Genomic DNA, 17,494 nt, shown 5'->3' with positions numbered 1-17,494 from the left:
CCTGACCGAGCCCGAACACACTTCCCCGGTTGCGCCACTGGTGTGGCCGGGGAATTGTGGGCCGTGTAGGAAATGCGGTGGAGTTTCGGAGCTTCTATGTGACGAACTCACTGTATGGCGATGAGACGACGAGATTGTATTCCCGGCAGATGAAGAGGTTGAGGGGTTTATCAGCGTCTGTTCGAGATCAGGGGGAGCATAGGTGCAGGTCTTAGGCCGGTTAGGGTGGCTGCGGAAATGCGGTGGACTCTGGACACTACGTCGGTGGAATCCGGTGGGAAATCAACGACGTGACCAGCTATCGCGAACCGCTGACAAACACAAAGTCTCGTGACATCGCCTCCGCGGTGCACGAGATTTTTCTTTACTTCACCCCAGCTAAGCTTGAACCATGATATGGATTGATGCTACCGCCGGGGTCGCCGGCGACATGCTACTCGGGGCCCTTGTCGATGCCGGCGTTGATCTCGCCGAACTGCAACACGCCATCGACACCGTACTGCCGGACACCGTCGCCTTGCGGGCCGAACAGGTCACGCGCGCCGGGCAGCGCGGGGTGAAAGTGCACGTTGAGGTGCTTATCGACGATCACCCCCACCGCACCTGGCGCGAGATCCGGGGGATGCTCCAGCAGGCTTCGCTTCACGACGACACCCGCACCAATGCACTGGCCGTATTCGAATCGATCGCCGCTGCCGAAGCGAAGGTCCACGGCGTCGAACCAGACACTATCCACTTCCACGAAGTCGGTGCCTGGGATTCCATCGCCGACGTAGTGGGCGTGTGCGAAGGTATGCGGCTGCTCGAGGCGTGGCACGTAACGGCGTCGCCGGTGGCGCTTGGGTTCGGCCGCATTACCGCAACCCATGGTGATATCCCCGTACCGGTTCCCGCGGTAGCGGAGTTGGCTCGTGGCATCCCAACTCGCTCGGGCAAGATTCTGCACGGTGATGGGCATGATCATTCGCATGATCATTCGCAGGCTCACGATCATGGCGGTGGTGGGCATGAGCACGCGCCGGGAGAGTTGGCTACCCCCACCGGTATCGCTCTGGTGAAACACTTCGCCACATCTTTTGGTCCGTTGCCGGATGGTGTCGTGGAGACAGTCGGAATCGGTGCCGGCACCAAGGACACTCCAGGTCGCCCCAATGTCGTGCGCCTTGTGTTGTTGCAGGATGCTACAGCAGCTGCGTCGAATCCGGACACCGGCCAGCTCGCCCAGCTAGAGGCCAATGTTGATGATCTTGACCCGCGGATCTGGCCGGTAGTCGTCGATAAGCTTCTGCACGCTGGGGCCCGTGATGCGTGGCTCACCCCGATTGTGATGAAAAAGGGCAGGTCAGCGCACACGATCCACGTGCTTACCGACGATCCAGCCGCGGCCAAGGAGATATTGTTTGCCCACACCACCACGTTTGGTGTGCGGTCCTGGGCTGTGGAGCGCGAGGGGCTGGATCGGCATTGGGAGAGCGTGGATGTCGAAGGCCATGAGGTGCGAGTGAAGGTTGGTACGCGCGGGGGAGTGGTGATGACTCGCCAGCCTGAGTTCGACGATGCCGTTGCCGCCGCGGAGGCATTGGGGTTGCCGGTCAAAGAAGTGCTGCGCCGAGCATCTCAGTGATCTTACAGATCTGGGGACGTGTCGATTTAACCTGAGAAAATCGACACGTCGCCACGATATGTCGATTCGGTGTACATGTTTGAGACGAGCTACCGCGCCGCGATCTGGGCGGCCAAGTGCCCGGCGCCGTAGCCGTTATCGATATTGACCACGCCCACACCGGGTGCGCAGGAATTCAACATGGTGAGTAGGGGAGCGATGCCACCGGCCCCGGCGCCATAACCAACAGAAGTGGGCACCGCGACCACGGGTGCCGCCACCAGTCCACCCACCACAGAGGGCAGAGCCCCGTCCATGCCAGCGACCACGATGATCACCCCGGCTTCATGCAGTGCGTCTTCGTGTTCGAGGAGGCGGTGGATGCCGGCCACGCCAACATCTGCAAGCAGGTCTACCGATCGTCCCAGGTAGCGGGCGGTGAGCATGGCTTCGCGCGCGACCGGCAGGTCAGACGTCCCAGCGCAGACCACCAGCACCGACACGCCAGAGACCTCCGGTTCCTGCGGCGGCCACACCACCATGCGGGCCACCTCGTCGTAAAGCGCATCCGGCAATACAGCAAGAACGGCCTCGGCCTGCTGCGGGGAGATGCGGGTGAACAGGGTGGGGTGCTCGTCGTCAAGCGCACCCGCGATGGCCTCTACCTGGGCAATGGTTTTGCCCTCGCAGTAGATGGCCTCGGGGTAGCCGCGGCGGCGGACGCGATCGACATCAAGGCGGGCGAAGTCGCCGACGTTGCGGGTGTGCTCCGGCATGTCCGACATGGAGGTCCTTTCAGCGCGGCCGAGGTGAACGCTCCCAGTCTAGCCTTTAAGCAGGACGCCCCAGTTCCTCCGGAGCCAGCGGGCGGATATGGCCGGCCAGGTGCGGGGTGCCGTCGTCGCGCAGAACGCCATAACGGGCCATGTCGTCTGTGCTGTCCTGCACAAAGTTCACCGCGGACGGCAACATGACCGGCTTGGTGAACTGCACGCGGGTCTCAAAGGCCTCCGGCAGCTCCTCACCGTGCTCACCGTGCTGGGCGAGCGCCCAGGCGTGGGTCCACATGCCGTGCGCGATGGCGGACTTGAACCCGAATAGTTTAGCGCTGGCGGCGCTGAGGTGGATCGGGTTGTAGTCGCCAGACACCGCGGCGTACTTGCGGCCGAGGTCTGCCCCCACCTCAAGGCGGGTGGTGGGTTCTGCCTCTGGGAGATCCTCGCGGGTCACTTTTTCGTGTTGGCCGGGGATCTCATAGCCGGGGATCAGGTAGTCGGAGCGCCCCGCCCACACCAGTTCGCGGCCGGTTTCGATCGTGGCGGCCAGAGTGGCGATGGTGCCGTTGGCATGCGGATATAACTGTCCGACCTGCACACCGATGTTGAGTTTTTCGTCGATATGCACCGGCCGGAAATACCGCATCTGGTTGGCCACGTGCACCGTGCCCAGGACGGGGAAGGGCCAGTCGCGGCTGGACATGATCTCCGTTTGCAGCTGGAAGGTCTGCACGTGCAGCCAGGTGGCGGGCACGTATTGGCTGCGGGAAAATCCGCAGAGGTCCTGGTAGGCGGCTAAGTGTTCCTTGTCTTGGGTGAAGTCAGCCACCCGCGAACCGGCGACAGGCGCGCCGGACCAGGCGGGTTTGCGGCTGGCGGTCGGGCGCAGGGCGGTGGCGAAAAACCGGGCCTGGCCTGCGAATTTCTTCAGTGAGTTCGACATTGCTGTCTCCTTACTTACCGATCAGGTTCTGTCCGCACACGCGCACTACCTGCCCATTCACGCCGCCAGAGGACGGCCGGGCAAGGTACGCGATGGTCTCAGCCACATCCACCGGCCGGCCACCCTGGCCCAGGCTGTTGGTGCGGCGGAAGATCTCGCGGCTGACATAAGGGATCGCGGCGGTCATTTCCGTTTCGATGAACCCGGGGGCCACGGCGTTGGCGGTGAAGCCGCCCTGGTCCGATTCAGCGAGTGCTGCTGCCAGGGAGTGGGTGTAGCCGATCACCCCGGCCTTACTTGCCGCATAGTTGGTCTGGCCCTTCTGCCCGGCGATGCCGCTGGTAGAGGCGATGCCGATGATCCGGCCACCGTCCGCGAATCCGCCTGGCAGGTCGCCGCGCAGCAGGTCCTCATTGATGGCCATCTCGGCCTTGAGGTTGATATCGATCACCTGCTTCCACCGCTTTTCGTCCAGGTTGGCTAGCTGCTTGTCGCGCGTGATGCCGGCGTTGTGCACGATCGCCCACAGGTGGGCTTCATCGCCGTGCACGCTGCGGATATGGTTGCTTATCGACGAAGCGGCCCCCGCTTCCGTGATGTCCAACTGCAGGGCAGAACCCCCAATCTCCACGGCGACTTTGGCCAGTGCCTCGCCGGCTGCGGGCAGGTCCACGGCCACCACGGTGGCGCCGTCGCGGGCGAAGGTGCGTGCGATGGCCTCACCGATCCCGCGGGCGGCGCCGGTGACCACCACGATGCGGTCTGTAAAAGGCTGCGGCCCATCTGCATCGGTCTCAGCTGTGTCGCGCGCCGGGCCGACCTCCCACGTCTGGCCCGAGACAAACGCGGAACGCCCGCTGATCAGGAAGTTCATGGTGGACAGAAGATCTTCTTCCGTGGCGCCTGCTTGCACGCGGATCAGATTAGCGGTGGAACCTGCGCGCAGCTCCTTGCCTACGGTGCGCATCAGCCCGTCGAGGGCCTCCGCCACCGCGCGCGCCTCATGGCCGTCGGTGTCAGCGGGCACTGGGCCCAGGAGGATGACGCGGCCCGATTTTTCCAGGTCGCGCATGGCCGGGCGCAGTACGCTGCGGATCTTCTCCAGGTCATCCAGGGCCACCATGTCGGTGGCATCCACAACGATCACACCGGGACGGGTGTCATAGCTTGTCACCTTGACCTTGCCGTCTTCGTTGGTGGTGCGGGTGGAGGGTTCGTCGTAAAGCGGATCGATGGGCGTAATCCCTGCGAGCTCGAGCGTGCTCGCGCCCAAAGTCGATGCGCCAGTGGCCGCAAGGACCACCCTGCCGGCGGGGAGGATGTCGCCGCGGCGTAGCTTCGGCGGATCACTCAAACCTAATTGTTTGGTGGCCAGGCGGCCCGGACCAGAGGTGAGGATGGTTTCTAGGATGTTCATGCTGTTGCCTCCAAAAGTGCGACGGTGCCCTGGCCACCAGCAGCGCAGATAGAGATCACGCCACGGGTACCGGGACCCATGGAGTGCAGGCGCTTGGCCAGGCTGGCCACGATGCGCGCGCCGGTGGCCGCGAACGGGTGGCCGGCTGCCAGGGAGGAGCCGTCGGGGTTGATTCGGTCAGGATCGATGGTGATGCCCTTGGTGTCCAGGGCCTTGATATGGCTTAAGACGGTGGCCGCGAAGGCCTCGTGGAATTCGTAGACGGCCACGTCATCGGGGTTCAGCCCGTTGCGTTCCAGCAGCACCGGCAGGGCGTGGACGGGGGCCATGAGCAGGCCGTCGGTACGCGGGTCGCCGTTCACGAAATCCACCGCGGCAACCTGCGCGTCCACGAAACGTGCCCAGGGTTGCCAGCCACGTTCGCGGGCCAGGGCTTCGTCGGCAAGCAAGACAGACGCGGCGCCGTCGGTCAGGGCGGTGGAGTTGCCGGCGGTCATGGTGTCGCCGAAGACGGGCCACAGGCTGGCAAGTTTGTCCAGGGAGGTGTCCGGGCGCAGGATATTGTCGCGGGTGAGCCCCCGGCAGGGGGTGACCAGGTCATCGAAAAATCCGGAGTCCCAGGTGGCGGCCAGGCGCTGGTGGCTGGCCAGGGCCAGTTCGTCCTGGGCCTCGCGTGTGATCTGCAGGGCGGCGGTGGTGTCGGCCTGGGACAGCCCCATGGATTTGCCGGTGCGCGGTTCAGCCACCTGCGGCGGCTTCGGCGCGAGGTGCCCGGGGCGCAAGGCGCTGAGCGCTTTAAGTTTGTCCTGCGTGGTCTTGGCGTGGCTGAAGTTAAGCAGGGCGCGGCGCAGCCCGTCAGAGACCGCCATCGGCGCATCCGAGGCCGCATCCACCCCGGCGGCGATGCCGGTGCGCGCCTGGCCCAGCCGGATCTTATTGGCCAGGTAGACGGTGGTTTGCAGGCTGGTCGCGCACGCCTGGCCCATATCCACGGCGGGGGTGTGCGGGTCCAGCGCGGTGCCTAGGACGGCTTCGCGGGTGAGGTTGTAGTCCTTCGAGTGTTTGAGCACGGCGCCGCCGGCGACTTCGTCGATACGCTCACCGGCCAGCCCGAAGCGCGCGACAAGCCCGTCGATGGCTGCGGTGAGCAGGTCGCTTGTCGACGAACCGGCGTAGGCCGTGCCCGCTTTGGCAAAGGGGGTGCGATTGCCCCCGACGATCACGGGGGTGTTCTGCTGCTGTGACATGGCGGAACTTTCTGTGTGGGGTACTGGGTGATCAAGTTGTGTGATTCACATTACACCATACTCGAAGTATCTGATACCCTGAGTTTCATGAACGCTTCGAGTACTGCCCCCGACGGCCGCTCCACCCGCTGGGAAAAACACCGCCAGGAGAAGAAAGAACAGCTGCTCGCGGACACAATTCGCGCCATCCGCGCCCACGGCGCAGGCGTACACATGGACGCGATCGCCGAAACGGCCGGCACCTCCAAAGCAGTGTTCTACCGGCACTTCAACGATCGGGCCGGGCTCTGGGCAGCGGTGGTGAACCGCACCGTGGAGTACATCTACCGCCATCTACCTCTGACCCCTAGCCCCGTCACCCCGCTGCCACAGCTAGTGGTTGACCTGGCGGGGACGTACCTGGATCTCGTCGATAAGGATCCCGGCGTGTACCTGTTCGTGACGACCACCCCCGATTCAGCCATCGGCCAGGGTAGCGACCCCGTGGTCACGCTCACCGCGCTGATCGGGGAGCGGGTGGCGCAACTGCTGCGGGAGCACGGCTTTGAGGAACGCGGCGACATCGTGGCGCAGGCCATCGTCGGCGCGATCTGGGCGGTGACCGACCGCTGGGTGGCCACCGGCAGGCAGAAGCCGAAGGAAGAGATCATCGACACTCTCGAAGAACTGTTCACCCCATACCTGAATGCAACGAAACAGAAGAAGTAGAAGGAGCAGAACAATGAGCATGCACGGACCCGCACTACGCGAAGCCCTCGACGGACCACACCACGACATCAAGCAGCGCCTGCGCCAGGAACTGCCACCAGACATGGTGGTTCGACCCTACGACCAGTCGATGGATCAGGCCCGCCAATGGGTCCTCGAATCGCTGAAAGAACTCTCAGATACAGGCTTTAGCAAGATCGGCCTGCCGGAAGGTATCGGCGACGGCCAGCCCATGGCCAAGTCAATCGCCGCGTTCGAAATCCTTGCCATGGGCGATCTTTCGCTTACCGTGAAAAGCGGCGTCCAGCAGGGCCTGTTCGGCGGCGCCATCTTGAACCTGGGCAACGAAGAGCAGATTCAGAAGTGGATGCCTGGCATCATCGACACCACGACGACCGGCTGCTACGGCATGACCGAACTCGGCCGCGGCAGTGACGTCCAATCCCTGGGCACCACCATCACCTATGTGCCAGGCGACGACGAATTTGAGATCAATACTCCCACGCCGGAGGACCGCAAGGCCTATATCGGTAACGCCGCCGAACATGGTGAGCTGGCAGCGGTGTTCGGCCAGCTCATCGTCGACGGCGAAAACCACGGCGTGCACTGCATCGTCGTGCCCGTACGCGATGATTCCGGCCAGGCCCTCCCCGGGGTGACCCTAGGCGACCACGGCCTCAAAGGCGGCCTGCTTGGCGTGGACAACGGGACCATGGCCTTCGACCACGTCCGCGTTCCGCGGGCCAACCTGCTGAACCGTTATGGCACAGTCGACGACGACGGCCAGTACCATTCGCCCATCGAGCACCGCGGGAAGCGGTTCTACACCACGCTCTCCACTCTGGTCCGCGGGCGCATCTCCGTCGGCGGGGCGGCGGCGTCCGCTACTCGACGAGCGCTGACCATCGCCACCCGCTACGGCCTGAGCCGCACTCAATTTGCCACCAGCACGGGCGAACCCGTCACCATCCTGGAGTACCAAGCGCACCAGAAGAAGCTGATGCCTGAGATCGCCTATGCCTACGCCATGGGATTTGCCCAAAACCGCGTCATCGAACACTTCCAGCAGGTCCGCGACGGTGCCGACGAGAAAACCACCCGCGAACTCGAAGCACGCGCCGCCGGGCTGAAGGCAGTACAGACCCGCTGGGCCAACGACACCATCCAGGTCTGCCGCGAAGCCTGCGGCGGCGCCGGATACATGACAGAAAATGGCCTGACCACCCTGCGTGGCGACGCCGATGTCTTCGCCACCTTCGAAGGCGACAACACCGTGCTGTTCCAGCTGGTCGGCCGTTCCCTGCTGGCGGAGTTCCAGTCCAGCTGGAAAGACCTCGACATGCTGGAGGCTGCGCGCCGCTCCGCAGCACTGGTGGGTAACCGCCTGCTGGAGCGCACCACCGCCACAGCCACCATCGACCGCTTGATCGCCACAGCCCAGCGCAAGACGGGCGACGAAATCCTGCTGGCCCGCGGCTGGCAGGTAGAGATGCTGGAGTTCCGCGAAAAGCGCATCGTCGAATCGCTAGGTATGCGCATGCGCGACGTGCTGAAACTGCCCAAGGAGGAGCAGTTCGCCGGCTTCAACAACTGCCAGAACCACCTCATCGCCGCAGCGAAGGCTCACATGGACCGCGTTATCCTAGAGGCTTTCATCGGCGGGATCGGTGACACGGCCGAGGGCCCTGCCCGCGACCTGCTGATCAAGCTGTGCGACCTGTACGCGCTGAGCGTGATCCGCCGTCACCGCTCCTGGTTCCTCGAGCACGGCCAGATCGACGGCACTCGCTCGCGCGCGCTGACCACCACCGTGGAACGCCTCTGCGCCGAACTGGCCACCAACGCCGACGACCTCGTCGCCGGCCTCGGCGTACCGGAGGAGTGGCTGAATTCGGCCTTCGTCCAGGACCCGGACTATGCCTCCCGTTAGGCCTTAGCCATCCGGAAGGTCCGGGGCGCAGCGCCTTAGGTTCGGTCGGAGACCGCCTCAGGCTCCTGCGCCCCCACATACTGCAACTTGTCCTTCAGCGCCGCCAATGTCATCGCGCCCGACTGGATCCCCCGCAGATCCACCGTCGCATAGGTGAAACCCAGCTCACGCGCCGATTCCACGATGCGCGCCGCCACCTCCGGCTGGGCAGCCCGCGCCATCTCATCCGGCAACAGCTCAATCCGCGCAATCTTCTCATGATGACGCACCCGCGAATCCGAAAAGCCCAACTCATAGAGCGTCAGCTCCAAGCCCTCAATCTGGGCGAGCTTCTCCCGGTTCACCGGCAGCCCATGCGGCACACGCGAGGCCAAGCACGGCGCCGCCGGCTTCTCCGCCACCGGCAACCCAAACCCACGCGCGATCGCCCGCACATCCTCCTTGGTCAAACCCGCATCAGCCAGGGGGCGTAGCACCCCATGCTCCGTGGCGGCACGTGCGCCAGGCCGGTCGATCCGCTCTGCGTCATCAGCGTTTTCGCCATAGGCCACAGCGACAAGATCATGCTTATCGACGACCGACTGGTCAATCACCTCGAACATCTCATTTTTGCAGAAGTAGCACCTGTCTGTGTCGTTGACTTGGTAGGCCTCGATCTCATCCTCGTGGGTCTCCACCTCGATGACCTCAGCACCGATCAGCGCGGCGGTGTCACGCGCCATGGCACGCTCGCGTGCTGCAAAGGAGGCAGAAATCGCGGTGATCCCCAAGGTGCGCTCATGCCCCAGCAGGTAGTGGCAGATCGCCAGCAAGGTGGCGGAGTCCACCCCTCCGGAATAGGCCACACCCACCCGGCCGGTCGTCGGCAAGTGCGGCGCAACCTTATCGATTAGCGCACGGGTGGCTTTGTCAGGCTGCTTTAAAGACATGCTTCCTACTCTAGTGCTTTTCGCCTAGGCACTTTTGGCGCGGAATTTGCTCTCCGGGTCTTCCGACAGGCGGTCGCGATCATGTGGCTCGTCCCAGCCGGACTGGTCCGGACCCTTAGGGATAATCGGTTCGGCATCCTCGCTGAGCACACCCTCGCCACCGAAGTAGCCTTCCTTGATCGCCTCGAAATCGGTCGTGGATCCAAAACCGGGCGTCTGGTACAGGTCGCGGGCATAACCCCACAGATTCTCGAAGTCGATCAAGCGGTTGCGGTTCGCCTTGAACCCGCCGTAGTACGCGGCGTCAAAACGGCACAGCGTCGCGTACAAGCGGATATCGGAATCAGAAATATAGTCGCCCCACAGGAAACGTTGCGTGCTCAGGCGCTCCTCCAGCTGGTCCAAGCCCTCGAACAACGCATCATAGGCCTCGTCATAGGCCTTCTGCGTGGTGGCGAAACCGCATTTGTACACGCCATTGTTCACCGTGTGGAAGAGCCAGTCATTGAACTCATCGATCTCAGCGCGCTGCTCTTCCGGGTACAGCTCGGGCGCGCCTTCCGCGTGCAGCGGTGCCCAATTGACCTCGAGCTCATTCGAAAGCCTGTGGAAATTGTTATTGACCACCTTGCCGCTCGGGATATCGATGAATGCCGGGACCGTGCCGCGCTTGGAATAGTCGGGGTCAGCGGCGCGGTAGGCCTCATCAAGGTACTCAATGCCTAAGACGGGGTCGCGGTTCCCCTCGTCCAGGCTGAACCGCCAGCCCTTCAGCGTACGACGTGGCGATGCCACCGCGACACTGATGTGATCCTGCAGGCCAAGCAGTTCGCGGGCGATCAGTTGGCGATGGGCCCACGGGCAGATCATGGATACGGCAAGACGGTAGCGACCGGATTCGACCGGCAATTCATCCTCGCCAGGGCCGAAAGAGGTGGTAAATGCGGATGTTTGCCGCTTGAACCCACCTTTGCCATCGGTTTCGTTTTTACGTTCAGAAATAGCCAATTCAATACTCCTTAATTTTCGAATGGGAGGAACTTTTGGTCGGGTGTCGTCGATAAGCGTTCGCGACCATGCGCCGTGGTCCAGCCGGACTCATCAGGGCCGACCGGGGTGATGCCATACTCACTTTTCACCACAGGGATGGAGTAGTAGTGGCGCTTGATGTGGTCAAAGTCGGTCGTGGATCCAAAACCGGGCGTCTGGTACAGGTCGCGGGCATAGCCCCACAGGTTGTCGAAATCGATCAACTGATTGCGGTTGCAGTGGAACGCGCCGTGGTAGGCGGCGTCGAAACGCACGAGTGTCGCGAACAGGCGCACGTCCACGTCGGTGATGTGATCGCCCATGAGGAAACGCTTGTCAGCCAGGTGTTCCTCGAGCATGTCCAATGCCTCGAAGAGCTGGAAGTAGGCCTCCTCATAGGCTTCCTGCGACCGGGCGAAACCGCACTTGTACACGCCATTGTTCACGCGGTGAAAGATGAAGTCAGCCAGCTGATCCATCTCCTCGCGCAGATGTTCGGGGTACAAATTCGGTGCGTTCTCACCGTGCAGATCGCGCCATTCAACTTCGAAATAGTTGCTCAGCTTGAAGTAGTCGTTGTTCACTACCTTTCCGCTGGCAATATCGACGACGGCGGGCACGGTGGGCCGTCCATCAAAGTCTGGGTCGGCGTTGAGGTAGGCCTCGCGGAGCTCATGAATGCCCAGGACCGGGTCTTTCTGGCCTGGGTCAAGGTTGAACTCCCACCCGTTGTCACCTCGGATCGGGTCGATGACGCCCACGCTGATCGCATCCTCGAGGCCCAGGACTTCGCGGACGATGAGCTGCCGGTGCGCCCACGGACACAGCTTGCCGACGATCAATCGATACTTTCCGGCCTCCACAGGAAGATCGTCTGGCCCAGTACCGAAAGGTGTGGTGAAGCGGTTTTTCTGGCGTTTGAATTCGCCTTTCTGGCCGACTTCCTGGTCTAGATGCTGCGAGGTGTTTTTCTTTGACATAGGGGTTTACGTTGTCCTTTCTTGGTTAGTTCTGGTGTGCGGTGGTGTGTTCGTCGGAAAGATCCTTGCCGCGTGTTTCCGGGATGAAGAAGGTGACCACCAGGGAGACCACAACGGTGAGGGTGACGTAGACGCCGAAGTGCTGTGGGCTCCACTGCTCGCCGATCCATGCCTGCAATGCGGGCACGGTGCCGCCGAAGATTGCGGTGGCGATGGCGTAGGCAAAGCCGACGCCGATCGTGCGGATGGAGGTGGGGACCAGCTCCGCCATGAGGGCGGGGAGGATGGAAAGCGGTGCTGCCAGCAGAATCATCGATGCGCCCATGGCGATGAGCATGTGCTGCCAGGAGCCGTCGAGGAACTGCATCAAGGGGAAAGTTGTGAGAGCCAGGCCGACGAACCCGATGATCAGGACTGGCTTACGGCCGACCTTGTCCGACAGGGCACCCCAGAGGGGGAGAGCGAGGATCGCCAAGATATTCGCGCCCACGGCAGTCCACAGCACGTGGTTCGGGTTAGAATCCAGGATGGAGATGTGGAAGCCGGACATCGCCGCCCAGTTCTGGAAAGCGATGGTGATGCCCAAGGTCAGGCCAATAATCTGCAGGGCTGGGCGCCATGCGCGCACCATTTCCTTGAACAGGTTCGGGCGCTGCTGCGTGGTGGTGGAGACGTCCTCAAAAACTTCTGTCTCCTCGAGCCTCCACACAAAGTACAGGGCGACCAGGGACCCTATGCCACCTACGACGAATGGGATGCGCCAGGCCCACGCAAACATGTCGGACTCGCTCACGGTGCCGGTGAGAATGGCACCGAGGAGTGTGGCAAGCAGGCCGCCGACGAGGATGGAGACATAAATGAGCGACGACATGCGCCCACGGTTGGACGGTGTCGAACGCTCCGACACATAAGCGCCGGCGGCGGGTTGCTCACCGCCGTGGGCGAGTCCCTGGACAATGCGCGCGACGATCAGGATGATCGCGGCACCAATACCGACCTGTTCATGGGTGGGGGCGAAAGCGATGATCAGCGTGCCCACCATGGCGGTCAGGGAGGTGAGGAACAGTGAGATCCGCCGCCCCCGCACGTCAGAGATATATCCGAAGAGCAGCGAACCTACCGGGCGGGCGATGAACCCGACAGCGAAGACGATCAGGGAATTGATAAACGCCTGGGTATCGCCGCCACCGGGGCCGAAGAAGGAGACCGCGAAGAATGCGGCGAAGGTGGTGTAGATGGACCAGTCGAAGACTTCCATCGCGGAGCCGATGAGGGCACCAAAGATCTTGCCGCCGCCGCGGGTGCGAGGTTGTTCAGTTGCGAGCGTTGATGACATTCTTACTTCCGTATAGTTTTAAATTTAAACAATAGACTATACGGTTCAGTATAGGCATACTTATCAGTATGGCAAGAATGGTGTGCTCAATATATTCGCAGCTACATCAGATCCTCCAGCTTCTGCCAGGTCGCGTCATCGATCTCCACCTCGCTCGGCGTTGGCCGACCGCGCCCAGGGATATACACTTCGTGCTGCTCACGCAGGGTCTCCAGTTGCGCGCTGAGCCTTCCCAGGGCGTCCTCAGCGAAAAAGCCCGGGTTCAGTACGAGCGAAAACAGGCCCACTCCGGGTTGACCGTTTCCTTGTTCCGCAGCGCTTAACGACGATCGCCCGCCCGCAAGCATCGCCAACATCTCACCCATGAGCGCCAAGTTCCCTCCGCGGTGCCCACCGAACGGAAGGAGCGCGCCCTCCTCGACGGCGGTGCGTGCATCCCGGGTGGGATTACCGCTGCCATCGACAGCCCACCCCTCCGGCAGTTCCTCGCCGCGCTCGGCGTACTGGCGCACCGTGTGGAAAGCGGACGGGCTGATGGCCTGGTCAATCACCATGGCATCAGGCACCCCGAATGCCACAGGGTTCGTGCCAATCACACGGCGCCCCGTCTCAGAAAGAGCCACCAGGGCGGGTGAGTTGGTCGTCGTTAAGCTAATGAAGCCGTGGCGCGCGAAAAATCGTGGGTACCAGCCCAGCTCACCCGTGGTGTACGTGTTGCGGACGGCGGCGACGGCCACGCCCTGCTCGCGCGCGGTGGCCAGCAGGGAATCCAGGTGAGACTCGAGGGCGAACTGGGCCAAGCCTGCGTTGGCATCGATGGTGATCACCGATCCGCGCACCTCTGCCGTGGGCTGGGCGTGGCCGTTGATGCTGTTATTGTCCAGCGCGGAGAGGTAAGTGAGCAAGTGAAACGCCCCGTGGCTGGATTTGCCGGCCAGCTCAGCGTCGAGGAAAACGTTAGCGGTGGAGGCGGCCTGGGCCTCGTCCATACCGTGCGTGCGCAGGGCGCGGTGGAAGGTGTCGCGGACAGTGTTTATCTCAAGTTTCATGGCTCCCAGCGTAGAGGGTGCTGGGGACTTGCCGCGCCGCCTGCAATTACGTGAAACTCCTAGCCGAACTGCCTGCTTATTCGTAGAATAGTGTTCGTCACTTCAGAAATAATTTAGCGATATGCGTCACACGAAAGGATCGCACCATGACTGCCGAGAATGCAGACCGTCCATGGATGGATGAATCACTGACTGACCGCGAGCGCGCGGAAAAGCTCGTTGAGAATATGACGCTGGAGCAGAAGATCGCTCAGCTGCACGGCGGAATGCAAACCATCGACATCTACGGCATCTCCAGTGAGGCCGAAGATGAAGAAGCGATGGAGCAGCTCACCGCCCAGATTAACGTGGAACGCCACGTGAAGGCTCTCGACGAGTTGGGTATTCCGCGCTTCCGCATCACCAACGGCCCGGTTGGCGTGGGCATGGGCGACGGCAATGACGCCCCTCACGCGACTGCCCTTCCGATGACGATTGGCGTTGCAGCCTCTTTCGACACCGAACTTGCCTCTGAGTACGGCGACATCATCGGCCAGGAAACCGACGACGCCGGCCAGCACGTCCTTGAGGGCCCGGCCGTGAACCTGCACCGCACCACCACTGCGGGTCGCAACTTCGAGTACTTCTCTGAGGACCCCTACCTCTCGGGCGCGATGGGTGTGGCGATCACCAAGGCAATCCAGTCCCACGACATCATCGCGATGGGCAAGCACTACGCCGTCAATGACCAGGAGTATGAGCGCTTCCGCACCAACGTAGAACTCGACGAGACCACTCTGCGCGAGCTCTACCTGCTGCCTTTTGAGATGCTGGTCAAGGACGGCGAGATCGCCTCGATGATGTCCGCCTATAACCGCGTGCGCGGCGACTACGCCACTGAGAACCGCTACCTGCTTAACGACGTCCTCCGCCGCGACTGGGGCTTCGAAGGCTACGTGCAGTCGGACTTCTGGTCCACCCGCTCCTGTGCCGCCTCTATCAACGCAGGCTTGGACCACGAGATGCCAGATGCGAAGTGGCTAAACGAGGAGAACATCAAGGCGGCGCTGGAAGACACGTCCCTGGAGATCGAGCTGGTCGACCGTGCCCTGGTCCGCCGCTACACCCAGATGTTCCGCTTCAACCACTTCGACCGCGAGTACAACCCAGTCGACATCGATGGTGAGAAGCACGGCAAGATTGCTCGTCGGATCGGCGCCCAGATGGCGGTGCTGCTGAAGAACGACGACAAGCTGCTGCCACTGGACCCGAAGGCCAACAAGAAGGTCCTTATCGTCGGCCAGGACAAGTTCGCGGAGCGCGCCTGCCAAGGTGGTGGCGGATCCTCCAAGGTCAAGCCGATCTACACCGTGGCACCGCAGCCCGGCATGCAGGATGTGCTCGAAGAGCTGGGCTCGGACGCGCAGGTGGACCTGTTCGTCGTCGAGCGCGATCTGTCCAACCTGGACGAAGCAGTTGCCGCCGCGCAGGACGCGGACCTGGTGGTCATCATGGCCGGCCTGATCGCTACCGAGGGTGCGGACTCCCAGACCATGCAGATGCCGCACCAGCAAAATGAGATGATCCCCGCGCTGCTGGACGCCAACGACAACAACGTGGTCGTGCTGAAATCCTCCGCGCCGATGGTCATGCCATGGCTGGACAATGCCGCCACGGTTCTCGAGGTATGGAACCAGGGTGTTGAAGACGGGCACGTGGTCGCCGACCTGCTGTTTGGCAAGGTCAACCCGTCCGGCAAGGTGCCCACCACCTACCCGAAGAAGGACGAGGACTGGATTGGCCACAACCACCCTGAGCGCTACCCAGGCACCGACGAGGGCGAGGGCTACAACACCATCCGCTACTCCGAGGGCCTTGAGATGGGCTACCGCTGGTTCCAGGCCAACGACGTCACCCCAGCCTTCCCATTCGGGTTCGGCCTTAGCTACACTACCTTCGAACTTTCCGACGTTTCCGTCTCTGGTTCCGCTGAGGGTGTGAAGGTGTCGGCCAAGGTGACTAACACTGGCGATGTTGCTGGCGCAGAGGTTGTGCAGGTCTACCTGGGTATTCCTGTTGCTGGCCAGCCGCCAAAGCGCTTGGTTGGTTTCACCAAGGTTCACCTGGAGCCGGGGGCTTCGGAGACCGTCGAGCTGAACATCGACGCTTCTGCCACCAACCACCCGCTGGGTGTCTGGGACGTTGTGGCCCATGACTTCGTGGTGCCGGAAGGCGAGTTCACGGTGTACGTGGGCACCTCCTCTGAGGACGATTCCCACGTGGAGAAGTTCACCGTCTAGAACCGCAACTTTGAGGGCCCTCCGCTTTGGGGGCCCTCATTTTTGTGCCTGTCACCCTTTGACGCGCGCTTTTCGGCCGACAAATTCGAGATTTTTCAGAACAAAAGCGGGATCTGTCTGCCAAAGAGTGCATGCGGGGGAAAAGGGGGCGCCAAATCTAACAGTGAATCGCCAATATGCGGAACAGTGGCGGATTAGGACGGCTGGGAAGCATGCGTGGTGTAAGGAACGGCCCGGGCCTTTGTGTACAAGCAATCGTTAGAAAAAGTTCAACGCGTAGGAAGCGCACCCCTGAGCGCACTATTTGGCCGACAAATACGGGCTTTTTCAGAACAAAAGCGGGATTTGTCGGCCAAATCGCACGTAAAGATGTAACCCACCGCCTGAAAAGTAGTACGAAAGTAGTGCAACCGATATAAACTAGAGCGAAAACACAAGGAGAACCTCGCTATGGCAGATAACACCCCCGAAACCGCGTTCGATGACGCCAAGAAGCAGCTCAGGGCCGCCCAACAAATCTTGGGCTTTTCTGACGATGACTATGAGTTGCTGGCCACTCCACGCCGCGAGCTATCGGTAGCCATCCCGGTGCGCCGCGACGATGGCACCCGCGAAGTGCTGCACGGCTACCGTGTGCAACACAACCTCACCCGTGGTCCCGGTAAGGGCGGTACCCGCTACGCGGAGGACGTGGACATGGAAGAGGTCCGCGCGCTATCCATGCTCATGACCTGGAAGTGTGCCCTGCTCAACCTGCCATATGGCGGCGCGAAGGGTGGTGTGGCGTTCGACCCGACCAAGTATTCAGAGGCAGAACGGGAGCGCATTACTCGTCGTTACGTGGCGGAAATCCTGCCGATCATCGGGCCTGAGGTGGACATCCCCGCTCCCGACGTGGGTACCGACGCACAGACCATGGCGTGGTTCATGGACACCTATTCCACGGCGGTGGGCTATACGGCCCCGGGCATTGTTACGGGTAAGCCGGTGTCGCTGGGTGGTTCGGTGGGGCGCGCGGAGGCGACGTCCCTGGGTGTGTTCATCACTACTCGCGAGGCGATCAAGCAGCTGGGCATCGAGGTTGAGGGCGCAACGGCCGCTGTGCAGGGCTTCGGCAAGGTCGGGCGCGATGCTGCGATCTTCATGGAGAAGGCTGGCATGAAGGTCGTCGCGGTGTCGGACGTGTTCGGCGCGATCTACAACGCGGATGGCATCGACACGGAGGCTTTGGCGGAGCATGTCGACGAGACGGGTAAGGTTGTGGGCTT

14 protein-coding genes are annotated in these 17,494 nt (G+C 62.3%); 5 read left to right on the top strand and 9 right to left on the bottom strand.

All coding sequences use genetic code 11. The features are described from left to right. Window positions 1–391: 391 nt before the first annotated feature. Window positions 392–1,624 carry a LarC family nickel insertion protein gene (locus tag ACHFGA_RS04965; protein ID WP_394281316.1) on the top strand — a complete coding sequence of 411 codons (1,233 nt, stop codon included), beginning with the start codon at window positions 392–394 and terminating at the stop codon, window positions 1,622–1,624. 89 nt (window positions 1,625–1,713) lie between these two features. Here ACHFGA_RS04965 and larB read toward each other — a convergent pair whose 3' ends face one another. From larB to ACHFGA_RS04945, 4 genes are read right to left on the bottom strand one after another with little or no spacing between them, the layout of a single operon-like run. Beyond that, a complete protein-coding gene (larB, locus tag ACHFGA_RS04960) occupies window positions 1,714–2,379 on the bottom strand; it encodes a nickel pincer cofactor biosynthesis protein LarB (protein ID WP_394281317.1) in 666 nt (221 codons plus the stop codon). A 55-nt stretch (window positions 2,380–2,434) separates the two neighbouring features. Further along, window positions 2,435–3,322, bottom strand: a complete 888-nt coding sequence (locus tag ACHFGA_RS04955; protein ID WP_394281315.1) for a MaoC family dehydratase — start codon at window positions 3,320–3,322, stop codon at window positions 2,435–2,437. Window positions 3,323–3,332: 10 nt separating this feature from the next. Continuing rightward, entirely contained in the window at window positions 3,333–4,739 is a 1,407-nt protein-coding gene (locus tag ACHFGA_RS04950; RefSeq protein ID WP_394281314.1) for a 3-oxoacyl-ACP reductase, read from the bottom strand. Beyond that, a complete protein-coding gene (locus ACHFGA_RS04945) occupies window positions 4,736–5,986 on the bottom strand; it encodes an acetyl-CoA C-acetyltransferase (RefSeq protein ID WP_394281313.1) in 1,251 nt (416 codons plus the stop codon). Before ACHFGA_RS04945 ends, ACHFGA_RS04950 begins: the two co-directional genes overlap by 4 nt. Before the next feature lie 87 nt (window positions 5,987–6,073). Here ACHFGA_RS04945 and ACHFGA_RS04940 point away from each other — a divergent pair, with 87 nt between their 5' ends. Further along, on the top strand, window positions 6,074–6,694 hold the full coding sequence (locus tag ACHFGA_RS04940; protein WP_394281312.1) for a TetR/AcrR family transcriptional regulator: 621 nt from the start codon (window positions 6,074–6,076) through the stop codon (window positions 6,692–6,694). Between the two features lie 13 nt (window positions 6,695–6,707). Beyond that, entirely contained in the window at window positions 6,708–8,624 is a 1,917-nt protein-coding gene (locus ACHFGA_RS04935) for an acyl-CoA dehydrogenase (RefSeq protein WP_394281311.1), read from the top strand. A gap of 35 nt (window positions 8,625–8,659) precedes the next feature. On the opposite strand, the gene larE is transcribed toward ACHFGA_RS04935, so the two are convergent. The 5 genes from larE to ACHFGA_RS04910 all read right to left on the bottom strand — a co-directional run bounded on the left by larE (window position 8,660) and on the right by ACHFGA_RS04910 (window position 13,947). Next, window positions 8,660–9,553, bottom strand: a complete 894-nt coding sequence (gene larE / locus ACHFGA_RS04930) for an ATP-dependent sacrificial sulfur transferase LarE (RefSeq protein WP_394281310.1) — start codon at window positions 9,551–9,553, stop codon at window positions 8,660–8,662. Between the two features lie 24 nt (window positions 9,554–9,577). Next, window positions 9,578–10,561, bottom strand: a complete 984-nt coding sequence (locus ACHFGA_RS04925; RefSeq protein WP_394281309.1) for a glutathione S-transferase family protein — start codon at window positions 10,559–10,561, stop codon at window positions 9,578–9,580. An 11-nt stretch (window positions 10,562–10,572) separates the two neighbouring features. Next, window positions 10,573–11,562, bottom strand: a complete 990-nt coding sequence (locus ACHFGA_RS04920; RefSeq protein WP_394281308.1) for a glutathione S-transferase family protein — start codon at window positions 11,560–11,562, stop codon at window positions 10,573–10,575. 25 nt (window positions 11,563–11,587) lie between these two features. Next, window positions 11,588–12,898 (bottom strand): MFS transporter, encoded by a 1,311-nt coding sequence (locus tag ACHFGA_RS04915; protein WP_394281307.1) that lies wholly within the window; start codon window positions 12,896–12,898, stop codon window positions 11,588–11,590. A 101-nt stretch (window positions 12,899–12,999) separates the two neighbouring features. Continuing rightward, window positions 13,000–13,947: an Ldh family oxidoreductase gene (locus ACHFGA_RS04910; protein WP_394281306.1), complete on the bottom strand. Its 948-nt coding sequence runs from the start codon at window positions 13,945–13,947 to the stop codon at window positions 13,000–13,002. Between the two features lie 146 nt (window positions 13,948–14,093). Between ACHFGA_RS04910 and ACHFGA_RS04905 the strand changes: the two genes are divergently transcribed. Together ACHFGA_RS04905 and ACHFGA_RS04900 are read left to right on the top strand one after the other, a co-directional pair. Continuing rightward, a complete protein-coding gene (locus ACHFGA_RS04905) occupies window positions 14,094–16,226 on the top strand; it encodes a glycoside hydrolase family 3 C-terminal domain-containing protein (protein WP_394281305.1) in 2,133 nt (710 codons plus the stop codon). 450 nt (window positions 16,227–16,676) lie between these two features. Further along, window positions 16,677–17,494, top strand: an 818-nt coding sequence (locus ACHFGA_RS04900) for a Glu/Leu/Phe/Val dehydrogenase (protein ID WP_394281304.1), incomplete at its 3' end; no start/stop codon positions are given.

The sequence above is a fragment of the Corynebacterium sp. genome, from assembly GCF_043426755.1.
Taxonomy (GTDB): Bacteria; Actinomycetota; Actinomycetes; order Mycobacteriales; family Mycobacteriaceae; genus Corynebacterium.
Note: the sequence above shows the minus strand (reverse complement) of the source record. Positions and strands in the feature narration are given on the sequence as shown.